This window comes from Streptomyces glaucescens, from assembly GCF_002154375.1.
Lineage (GTDB): Bacteria > Actinomycetota > Actinomycetes > Streptomycetales > Streptomycetaceae > Streptomyces > Streptomyces glaucescens.
On record NZ_MUND01001026.1, the window covers coordinates 1 to 2,290 of the forward strand.

Annotated in this window: 3 protein-coding genes and 1 pseudogene; 1 reads left to right on the forward strand and 3 read right to left on the reverse strand. The window is 75.5% G+C overall.

Annotated elements, in window-relative coordinates:
- Positions 1–154: 154 nt before the first annotated feature.
- Entirely contained in the window at positions 155–598 is a 444-nt protein-coding gene (locus tag CCN42_RS40305; protein WP_245877700.1) for a DUF6153 family protein, read from the reverse strand.
- 126 nt (positions 599–724) lie between these two features.
- Between CCN42_RS40305 and CCN42_RS40310 the strand changes: the two genes are divergently transcribed.
- A complete protein-coding gene (locus tag CCN42_RS40310; RefSeq protein ID WP_086742046.1) occupies positions 725–1,132 on the forward strand; it encodes a four-helix bundle copper-binding protein in 408 nt (135 codons plus the stop codon).
- Positions 1,133–1,147: 15 nt separating this feature from the next.
- On the opposite strand, the gene CCN42_RS40315 is transcribed toward CCN42_RS40310, so the two are convergent.
- Positions 1,148–2,038: an arginase family protein gene (locus tag CCN42_RS40315; protein WP_086742047.1), complete on the reverse strand. Its 891-nt coding sequence runs from the start codon at positions 2,036–2,038 to the stop codon at positions 1,148–1,150.
- Positions 2,039–2,089: 51 nt separating this feature from the next.
- Positions 2,090–2,290 (reverse strand): annotated as a pseudogene (locus CCN42_RS40320) (SAM-dependent methyltransferase); the annotation flags it as partial.

The following is a 2,290-nucleotide window of genomic DNA, read 5'->3' on the forward strand; positions in this document are numbered from 1 at the left end:
CGCCGCGGCGGACGGTGGTGCGGCGCGGGGCGCGCGTGAAGGCAGTCATGGTGGATCTCACCTCGTATGTCGGTTCGGTGCTGTTCCGCAGGCCGTTCTCGGCCTACGCGACGTCGCGGGGCCGCAAGGGGCGCCCCCGCGTGTGCGCGTCGGCCTACAGCCGCAGCACCGACAACCGGGTGAGATCGGGCCCGCGTGGCGGGGGATGTGCGCGCCGTACGACAGTGATCCGGGCGAGCAGCCCGGCCGACCACTCCCGGCGCCCGGCGAGCGCCGCCCGCAGGAGCGTGGCGAGCACCCACCCGCCGAGCAGGACCGCCAGGCACAGCGAACCCATGTCCATGGCCATGCCGGGCCCGTGGGAAGCCGGCGGGGCCGAGGGGTCCGACGGATGGTCCGCCGAGCTGTGCCCCGGCGTCCGCGTGTGGGACACGGAGTGCGAGGCGGCGCCGGACGAGTCGTCCGGATGCCCGAGGGTGTGCATCACGAACACCCCGAGCGCGAGCACGACGACGAGCAGCAGCCGCCCGAAGGCGCCGCCCGTCCGCGCGCATCGGCTCGCCCGCACTCCCGGTCCCTTCTCCCCGCCGTCCGGCATCCCCCCGACGGTATCCGGGCCGAGGCCGCCACCGGTGAAGGGGGTGGCGCCCGCGTGTTTGCCTGGGCCGACGGCGGCTAGTCGGCAAGGGTCCGACTGCCCGCCCGCCTGAAGAGGAGAGGGCCCATGACCACGGTCAAGGACATGCTCGCCACCTATCCGGCCGACCTCGGCGAGATCGACCGCGCCAAGCTCACCCGGTGTATCGAGGAGTGCGTGGCCTGCGCCCAGGCGTGTACCGCCTGCGCGGACGCGTGCCTCTCCGAAGGCATGGTCGGGGAGCTGACCAAGTGCATCCGCACCGACATGGACTGCGCCGACATCTGCACCACCACGGCGTCCGTGCTCTCCCGGCACACCGGCTACGACGCCAACGTCACCCGCGCGATGCTCCAGGCGTGCGCCACCGCCTGCAAGGCCTGCGCCGACGAGTGCGGCACCCACGCCGACCAGCACGAGCACTGCCGCCTGTGCGCGGAGGCATGCCGCTCCTGCGAAGAGGCGTGCCAGGAGCTGCTCGGCGCGCTCGGCTGACCCCGGCGCACCCGCTCAGCCGCGCGCACCCACGCCAGCCCGGCCCAGTCCGTCGAGCAGGCACCGCACGAGCCGGGCCGCGAGAGCGCCCTCCGGGTCGAGCCGCGGATTGAAGATCGTCACGTCGAGGCCGACGGCCCGCCCGCCGGACAGCGCCGTGCGCAGCACCTCCGTCAGCTCGGCCCACGACAGCCCGCCGGGCAGCCGGTAGTCGACGGCCGGCATCAGCGCGTCGTCGAGCACGTCGACGTCCAGGTGCACCCAGTACGGCACGGGGGCGAGCCGGGCGAGGGCCCGCCGTGCCGCCGTCCCCGCGCCGACGGCACGGACCCCGCCCAGGCCGACCGCGTACAGCCCCGGCGGCAGCGGCTGCATGCCCGCCCCGGCCGACTCGTCGGCGTCGCGGAAGCCGAGCACGGCGACGTCCTCGTCCCGCAGCAGCGGCCCGCGCCCTTCGAGATCGGTCAAAGGGCGGGGGCCGCGGCCCGTGGCCAGGGCCAGCTCCATCGAGGCCGCCTCCCCGGCCGGCTCGGCCGACGGCTGGTAGAAGTCGGTGTGGCCGTCGAGGAAGAGCAGGCCGTGCCGCCCCCGGCGGCGCAGCGCGAGCAGGTTGCCGAGCAGGATGCTGCAGTCGCCGCCGAGGACGAGCGGGAAGCGGCCGGCGTCCAGGACGGCGCCGACGGCGTCCGCGAGCCGTACGGCGTACTCCGCCAGGCCGGCCGCGTTGAGCACCCCGGTGTGCGGGTCCCGCCGGGGGTCGTACGACGGCGGCTCGACCCGCCCGGCGCGTACCGCACCGGGAAGGGCGGCCAGCCCGGCGTCCAGCAGGGCCGCGGGCAGCTCCTCCACCCCGGTCGGCCGCAGCCCGAGCACGGACGGGGCCTCCACGATCGCCGTCTCCCGCATGACCGGACCCCTTCCCGAGGCGTCACGGCCATCGTCCCGCCGCGGGCGGTGTCAGGCGCGCCGGGCGTACAGGAACAGATGAGGCTCGGGTACGGCCTCGGGGTGGGCGGGCGTGAAGACGCTCTCCTCCGCGCGGAGCACCTCCAGGCCCTCCGCCTCCGCCAGCGCGGTGAAGTCCCCGGCGGAGAAGCTGGTCACCCGGACCGGCTGCCCCATGAACACGGCGTCGACCCCCTCGATGTCGAGGGGCAC